Raw genomic sequence first — 7429 nt, 5'->3', positions numbered from 1 at the left:
CCGCTGAATACGTCAAGATTTGCGACGTCTACGGCGCTGGCTACTTCTACATCCCCGGCACCGAGACCTGCCTGCGCGTCGGCGGCTATGTCCGTTACGACATCGGCGTGGGCGACACCGGCTCGTTCGACGGTGCGAAGGCTGCCGATCACCAGGATGGCGACGACCACAACACCTACTACAAGAACACGCGCTTCACGCTGAAGACCTGGACCGGCCAGGAAACCGAGCTCGGCACGTTGAAAACCTATACCGAGACCCGCTTCAACTTCGGCGACGACAATGCCTTCGACGAGCCGATCAACGCCGCCCACAACCGGGACGTCTCGCTGAACTTCGCCTGGATCCAGCTCGGTGGCCTGCGCGTCGGTAAGGACGAATCGGCCTTCGATACGTTCGTCGGCTACGCCGGCAACGTCATCCAGGATACGCTGGTTCCTTATGGTGACTTCGACACCAACGTCGTCCAGTACTACTTCGATGCCGGCAACGGCTTCTCGGCCGTGGTCTCGCTCGAAGAAGGCACCGGTACCGACACGATCGACAGCTATGTTCCGCATGTCGTCGGCGGCGTGAAGTACACGCAGGGCTGGGGCGCCATCACCGGCGTCGTCGCTTATGACAGCAATTACGAGGAAGTTGCCGGCAAGGTTCGCTTGGACGTCAATGTCAGCGACGCACTGTCGCTGTTCATCATGGGCGGCTACGGCACCGATGACAACCTCAACGACGATGCCGGCAATTTTGTCGAAGCCCATGGTCGCGGCTTCTACAAGGCGTGGGGCGGCAACTGGGCAGTCTGGGGCGGCGGCACCTACAAGTTCAACGAGAAGACCTCGTTCAACCTTCAGGTGTCTGCTGACGACTGGAAGAACGTCGGCGTTGCGGCGAACGTTGCTTATGACGTCGTTCCCGGCTTCACCGTCACGGCCGAAGTCGACTACCTCCATGCCGGCCGGTTTGACGATGCTGGCTTCATCAACCCATCGTTTACGCCTGCCGATAAGAAGAACAGCGTCGGCGGTATGCTCCGCTTCCAGCGCTCGTTCTAACAGCTATCGCTTCGAATATCGAAACCCGGCGGGCAACCGCCGGGTTTTTCATTGGGGGTTTCGACTGCGCGATTCCGCAGCGGACGATGATTGCTTTGGGATGCATCAGGTGTTTGGATCAGGCGGGCGGCAACGATTGCTCATTGCGCGCAACTTGCACCCGCCTACTGACCGCGCTAGCAAGAAGCCCCTTCCCTCACGCGAGCTTTTGCCATGCGTCTGCGCCCTCCCCTTATGCCGCTCGTTGCAGCGCTTCCGTCGACCGTGCCGTTTGTCGGCCCCGAAGCGCAGGAGCGCGACCGCGGGCGTGCATTCCGCGCCCGCATCGGCGCCAATGAGAGCAGCTTCGGGCCGTCGCCGCGCGTCATCGCCCGCATGGCCGAGATCGCCGCCGACATGTGGATGTATTGCGATCCGGACAATCACGACCTGAAGGTGGCCGCGGCCGCGCATCATGATCTGAAGGTCGAGAACGTCGTTGTCGGGGAAGGCATCGATGGCCTGCTCGGCCTGGTGGCGCGCATGTATGTGGCGCCCGGTGATGCGGTGGTAACCTCGCTCGGCGCCTATCCCACCTTCAACTTCCACATTGCCGGTGTCGGCGGGCGGCTTGTCACCGTGCCCTACGCGAACGACCACGAGGATTTGGAGGGGCTGCTGGCTGCGGCCGCCAGGGAGAAAGCGCCGCTGGTCTATCTGTCCAATCCGGACAACCCCATGGGGAGCTGGTGGGAAGCGGCCGAGCTGACGCGCTTCATCGAAGCGCTGCCGGAAACCACCATGCTCGTGCTCGATGAAGCCTATGGAGAATTGGGGCCGGCCTCCGCACTGCCGCCCATCGACGTCTCGCGGCCGAACGTCATCCGCATGCGCACCTTTTCGAAAGCTTACGGGCTTGCCGGCATACGCTGCGGCTATGCGGTCGCCGAGGCCCAGGTGATCAGCGATTTCGAGAAGATCCGCAACCACTACGGCGTCAGCCGCATGGCGCAGGTGGCGGGCGTCGAGGCGCTCGCCGACCAGGATTATCTGGATTCAGTGGTGGCGCGGGTGGCGGCAGGGCGCCGGCGCATCGCGCAGATAGCCGAACAGAACGGGCTGACGCCCCTGCCGTCGGCGACCAATTTCGTCACCATCGATTGCTGCCGCGACGGCGCTTTCGCGCTGAAGATCCTGCAAGGCCTGTTGTCGCGCGACGTCTTCATCCGCAAGCCGATGGCGCCGGGGCTCGATCGTTGCATCCGCGTCAGCGTCGGACTGGACCACGAGCTTGACATTTTTGCCGAGGAACTGCCCGGCGCACTGGCCGCCGCCCGTGGAAACTAAACGAGCGTTGCCATCGCGGCGACACTTGCCGGCCGGTTAGAGATCGAGCTCCCAGTTCTGGCCGGTGAGTTCCTTGCCGAAACTGTGATGGCGCTCCTGTGAAACCAGTCTGAACCCGGCGCGCTCATAAATCGCGCGGGCGGCGACCAGAATGTCATTCGTCCACAGAACGAGCTTGATGTAGCCGCAGGCGCGCGCCTGGTTCACGCATTCCGCAACCAGGCGCTTGCCGATGCCCAACCCGCGCGCCGCAGCCTCGACATGCAGCAGCCGCAGTTTCGCGACCTCGTCGTCCTGGTGAACCAGAAACACCGCGCCAAGCGGGAGGCCGGCGCGTTCGGCGATCCAGCAGAAATCGCGCCCTGGCTTGAAATTGCGGATGAAGTCGGCTCCGATTTCGGCAACCAAGGCTTCGAACTCGATGCTCCAGCCATATTCCTCGGCATAGAGCTGGGCCTGACGCTGAACCACCCAGCCAATGTCGCCGACGCGATGCGGACGCAACGTCACGACGGGGGGCGCCGCCTGGCCTTCAGCCGCCGGATCGCCCAGCAGCTCCGCTGCCTTGCGCAAGGCGTCGCCGAGTTCGGCCAAGCGGTGGTCGGGCAGGTTCTCGATAAGCCGGGAAGTGTCGCGGTCCGCCGCGGCCTGCAGACCGGCAAGGGCGTCCCGCCCCCTTGCCGTCAGCGACAGGATACGCCTTCGCCGGTCGACCGGATCGGTCCGGGTCTCGGTCAGGCCTTCGCCGGCGAATTTTCGCAGGATCCGCGTCAGATAGGCCGCGTCGAGACGCAGTTGCCTGGCGATGTCGGAGGCGGCCGGGCCGACATCGATGTCGAATGTCTCCGAAAGGAAGCCTCGCTCGCCGGCGATTTCCGCCGCCGCCGGGCGATCCCGATGACCAAGCTCGAACAGGACGCGCGCCTCGGTGAGCGTGAACGGGCTCTGCGTCAAGGTCTCGTCGAGAAGGCCGACAGTGCGGGTGTAGAAACGGTTGAAGTGCCTGATATCGGCCACCAAAGCACTGCGTTGGTCCAGCATCTGCGTTCAGCCCTTGGGTGATGATAGCCACAGTGTTAGAAATTTAGTGGACTGAGTCAATTAAATTCGAGTTCGACTCGGGCCCCCTCCATCCTCGTTCGACCGGCCTGTTGCATTCCCCGTCGCCTGCGCCAGATTCCAGCAGACGAGCCTCGGGAGAGACGCAATGGCTGACGATCGCAAGGCAGTGCGTGTGCGGGCCCACGGCAAGGTGCAAGGCGTCGGCTACAGGATCTGGGTCCGAAGCCAGGCCGCCAGCCTTGGGCTTGCGGGCTGGGTGCGCAATGAAGCGGATGGCTCGGTGACCGCTGAGATTGCCGGCACAGGCGAAGCCGTCTCGACCATGATCGGCCGGCTTTGGAAAGGACCGCCGGGAGCGTCCGTTTCCGGGGTTGACGTCGAGGATGCGGTATCCAGCAATCCTGTTACCGGCTTCCGGATCGATGCCTGATGCGGCTTCGGCATACCTCTTGAATTAATTGAACGTTCGTTTTATTAATCCGCAACAAGGGAGGCTCTTTTGGCGCGCACGACAGGATCCGATGGCGGGAAGACCGAGGCGGCAGCCCGCGAGGCGGCGGTCAACCTGATCGCGCGGCTCGGCTATGAGGCGATGTCGATGCGCCAGCTGGCATCCGAAGTAGGCGTGCAGGCAGCCGCGCTTTATCGCTATTTCCCGACCAAGGAGGATTTGCTGTTCACGCTGATGCGCGAGCATATGGAAGAGCTGATCGCAGCCTGGAACGCCGCACGGCCCGCCGATGCCGATCCGGCAAGCCGGCTTTCGGCCTATGTCGAGAACCACATCGCCTTCCACATCGCCCGCCGCCATGCGACGCATGTTTCGAACATGGAGCTGCGCAGCCTGTCGCCCGAAAGACTGACCCAGATACTGCGGATGCGCACGGCCTATGAGAAGGAACTGCGCGCCATTCTGCGTGACGGCGCCGAGGCAGGCGTGTTCGTCGTCGAAGACACCGGCCTCACCGCCATGGCGCTGATCCAGATGATGACCGGTGTCATCGTCTGGTTCCGGCCGGGCGAGCGGCTGTCGATCGCAGAAGTCACAGCGACATATCTTTCGATGACGATGCGGCTCGTCGGCGCGACGATCGACACCTACAGCGCCGCACATCCGTTTGGACGCGCAAACGACGCCGTGGGATTTTAGTTTCGCGCATGATCTTTTCCGAAAATCCAAGTCGATTTTCGGGGGTCATGCGGCAGGAGGAACCGGATGTACACGAACACGCTCAGCTTCGGGCATGACGAGGATGTCGAGGCATTGCGCGAGCTGGTGCGGCGCTTCGCCCAGGACAGGATCGCGCCGATCGCGGCGGAAATCGACCGCTCGAACGAATTCCCGGCGCATCTGTGGGCGGAACTCGGCAATCTCGGCCTCCTCGGCATCACCGCCGATCCGGAGTTCGGCGGCAGTGGCATGGGCTATCTCGCGCACGTGATCGCCGTTGAGGAGATATCAAGGGCCTCGGCCTCGGTCGGCCTGTCCTACGGCGCCCACTCCAATCTCTGCGTCAACCAGATCAACCGCTGGGCAACGCCGGCGCAGAAGGAGAAATTCCTGCCGCCGCTTTGCTCGGGCGAGCGCGTCGGCGCGCTGGCCATGTCGGAGCCCGGCGCCGGCTCCGACGTCGTCTCGCTCAGGCTGCGCGCCGAAAAGCGCAACGACCGGTACGTGCTCAACGGCACCAAGATGTGGATCACCAACGGCCCGGACGCCGAGACGCTGGTGGTCTATGCCAAGACCGATCCGGAGCGCCATGCCCGCGGTATCACCGCCTTCATCGTCGAAAAGGCCTTTGCCGGATTTTCGGTCGCGCAAAAGCTCGACAAGCTCGGCATGCGCGGCTCCAACACCGGCGAACTGGTTTTCGATAATGTGGAGGTGCCGTTCGACAACGTGCTGCACGAGGAAGGGTGTGGCGTCGAGGTGCTGATGTCTGGTCTCGACTATGAGCGCACGGTGCTGGCCGGTGGCCCGATCGGCCTGATGGCCGCGTGTCTCGACGTCGCGGTGCCCTATGTGCATGAGCGCAAGCAGTTCGGCCAGGCGATCGGGGAATTCCAGTTGGTGCAAGGCAAGCTCGCCGACATGTACACGACGATGAACGCCGCGCGCGCCTATGTCTACGCGGTCGCCGCCGCCTGCGACCGCGGCCAGACCACCCGCAAGGACGCCGCAGGCTGCATTCTGTTTGCCGCCGAAAAAGCAACGCAGATGACGCTTGACGCACTCCAGCTTCTGGGTGGCAACGGATACATCAACGACTATCCGACCGGCCGGCTGCTACGCGACGCCAAGCTCTACGAAATCGGTGCCGGCACCAGCGAAATCCGGCGATGGCTGATCGGCCGCGAGATCATGGCGGAGGGGGTATAGCATGGCCGTCCTCCGGACCCAGATCTCCCCTTCCTCCGATACCTTCCACACCAATGCCGAACGCATGCGGGCGCTGGTCGGCGATATCGCCGAAAAGGCCGCGAGCGTCGAGCGCGGTGGCTCGGAAGAGGCGCGCGAGCGACACGTCGCGCGCGGCAAGCTGCTGCCGCGCGAGCGGCTGGCGCAATTGCTCGACACCGGGTCGCCCTTTCTCGAGATCGGCCAGTTCGCCGCATGGTCGATGTATGGCGAGGACATTCCCTCCGCCGGCATCATCGCCGGTATCGGGCGCGTCGAAGGCACGGAAGTGATGGTCGTCGTCAATGACGCCACGGTGAAGGGCGGCACCTATTACCCGCTGACGGTGAAGAAGCATCTGCGCGCGCAGGAGATCGCGCTGCAGAACAATCTGCCTTGCGTCTACCTGGTCGACAGCGGCGGCGCCAACCTGCCCAACCAGGACGAGGTGTTTCCCGACCGCGAGCATTTCGGGCGCATATTCTACAACCAGGCCAACATGTCCGCCTCAGGCATCCCGCAGATCGCCTGCGTCATGGGTTCGTGCACGGCGGGCGGCGCCTATGTGCCGGCAATGTCGGACGAGACGATCATGGTGCGCAACCAGGCGACCATCTTCCTCGGCGGTCCCCCGCTGGTGAAGGCCGCCACCGGCGAGGACGTCAGCGCCGAGGATCTCGGCGGCGCCGACGTCCATACACGGCTCTCCGGCGTCGCCGACCACTACGCGCTCGACGACGAGCATGCGCTGGCCATCTGCCGGCGCATCATCAAGAACCTCAATCGGAACAAGACCGTAAGCCTTGCCGTCCAGAAACCGATTCCGCCGCTTCATCCGGCAGATGAGATCTACGGCATCGTGCCGACGGATCTGCGCCAGCCCTATGACGTGCGCGAGGTGATCGCGCGCCTCGTCGACGGTTCGGAGTTCGATGAGTTCAAGCAGAATTACGGCACCACGCTCGTCACCGGCTTTGCCCATCTCCACGGCATGCCGGTCGGCATCATCGCCAACAATGGCGTGCTGTTTTCCGAAAGCGCGCTGAAGGGCGCGCATTTCATCGAACTGTGCTGCCAACGCAAGATTCCACTGGTGTTCCTGCAGAACATCACCGGCTTCATGGTGGGGCGCAAATATGAGGCAGGCGGCATCGCCAAGGACGGCGCCAAGCTGGTGATGGCAGTCGCCACCGCCCGCGTGCCCAAGGTCACCGTGATCATCGGCGGCTCGTTCGGCGCCGGCAACTACGGCATGTGCGGGCGCGCCTACTCGCCCCGCTTCCTGTGGATGTGGCCGAACGCCCGCATTTCGGTGATGGGCGGCGAGCAGGCGGCGACGGTGCTGGCCATGGTCAAGCGCGAGGGTATCGAGCGCAAGGGCGGCGAATGGAGCGCTGAGGAAGAAGCGAAGTTCAGGAAGCCGATCCTGATGAAATACGAGCATGAAGGCCACCCGCTCTATTCCTCCGCAAGGCTATGGGACGACGGCATCATCGATCCGGCCAAGACGCGCGAGGTGCTGGCGCTCAGCCTCTCGGCCGCGCTCAACGCGGAGATCGAGGAAACGCGCTTCGGCGTGTTCAGGATGTGA

At 63.6% G+C, this 7429-nt stretch carries 7 protein-coding genes; 6 read left to right on the top strand and 1 reads right to left on the bottom strand.

Going from position 1 to position 7429, the window contains the following annotated elements; all coding sequences use genetic code 11:
* Both FJ959_RS08190 and FJ959_RS08185 read left to right on the top strand, forming a co-directional pair.
* A partial coding sequence (locus tag FJ959_RS08190; RefSeq protein ID WP_140629429.1) for a porin occupies positions 1-1052 on the top strand: 1052 nt, incomplete at its 5' end.
* A 213-nt stretch (positions 1053-1265) separates the two neighbouring features.
* Complete coding sequence (locus FJ959_RS08185) at positions 1266-2378, top strand: pyridoxal phosphate-dependent aminotransferase (RefSeq protein WP_140629427.1); 1113 nt, start codon at positions 1266-1268, stop codon at positions 2376-2378.
* A gap of 36 nt (positions 2379-2414) precedes the next feature.
* Here FJ959_RS08185 and FJ959_RS08180 read toward each other — a convergent pair whose 3' ends face one another.
* Complete coding sequence (locus FJ959_RS08180) at positions 2415-3419, bottom strand: bifunctional helix-turn-helix transcriptional regulator/GNAT family N-acetyltransferase (RefSeq protein WP_140520698.1); 1005 nt, start codon at positions 3417-3419, stop codon at positions 2415-2417.
* Positions 3420-3585: 166 nt separating this feature from the next.
* Between FJ959_RS08180 and FJ959_RS08175 the strand changes: the two genes are divergently transcribed.
* The 4 genes from FJ959_RS08175 to FJ959_RS08160 all read left to right on the top strand — a co-directional run bounded on the left by FJ959_RS08175 (position 3586) and on the right by FJ959_RS08160 (position 7429).
* Positions 3586-3870 (top strand): acylphosphatase, encoded by a 285-nt coding sequence (locus FJ959_RS08175; RefSeq protein WP_140494632.1) that lies wholly within the window; start codon positions 3586-3588, stop codon positions 3868-3870.
* Positions 3871-3939: 69 nt separating this feature from the next.
* On the top strand, positions 3940-4590 hold the full coding sequence (locus tag FJ959_RS08170) for a TetR/AcrR family transcriptional regulator (RefSeq protein WP_140567723.1): 651 nt from the start codon (positions 3940-3942) through the stop codon (positions 4588-4590).
* A 66-nt stretch (positions 4591-4656) separates the two neighbouring features.
* The gene (locus FJ959_RS08165; RefSeq protein ID WP_140555818.1) at positions 4657-5820 is read left to right on the top strand and encodes an isovaleryl-CoA dehydrogenase; all 1164 of its coding nucleotides are present in this window, start codon (positions 4657-4659) and stop codon (positions 5818-5820) included.
* 1 nt (position 5821) lies between these two features.
* Positions 5822-7429, top strand: a complete 1608-nt coding sequence (locus FJ959_RS08160) for a carboxyl transferase domain-containing protein (RefSeq protein ID WP_140517991.1) — start codon at positions 5822-5824, stop codon at positions 7427-7429.

This window comes from Mesorhizobium sp. B2-2-4, from assembly GCF_006442375.1.
In the GTDB taxonomy this organism is placed as follows: domain Bacteria; phylum Pseudomonadota; class Alphaproteobacteria; order Rhizobiales; family Rhizobiaceae; genus Mesorhizobium.
Note: the sequence above shows the minus strand (reverse complement) of the source record. Positions and strands in the feature narration are given on the sequence as shown.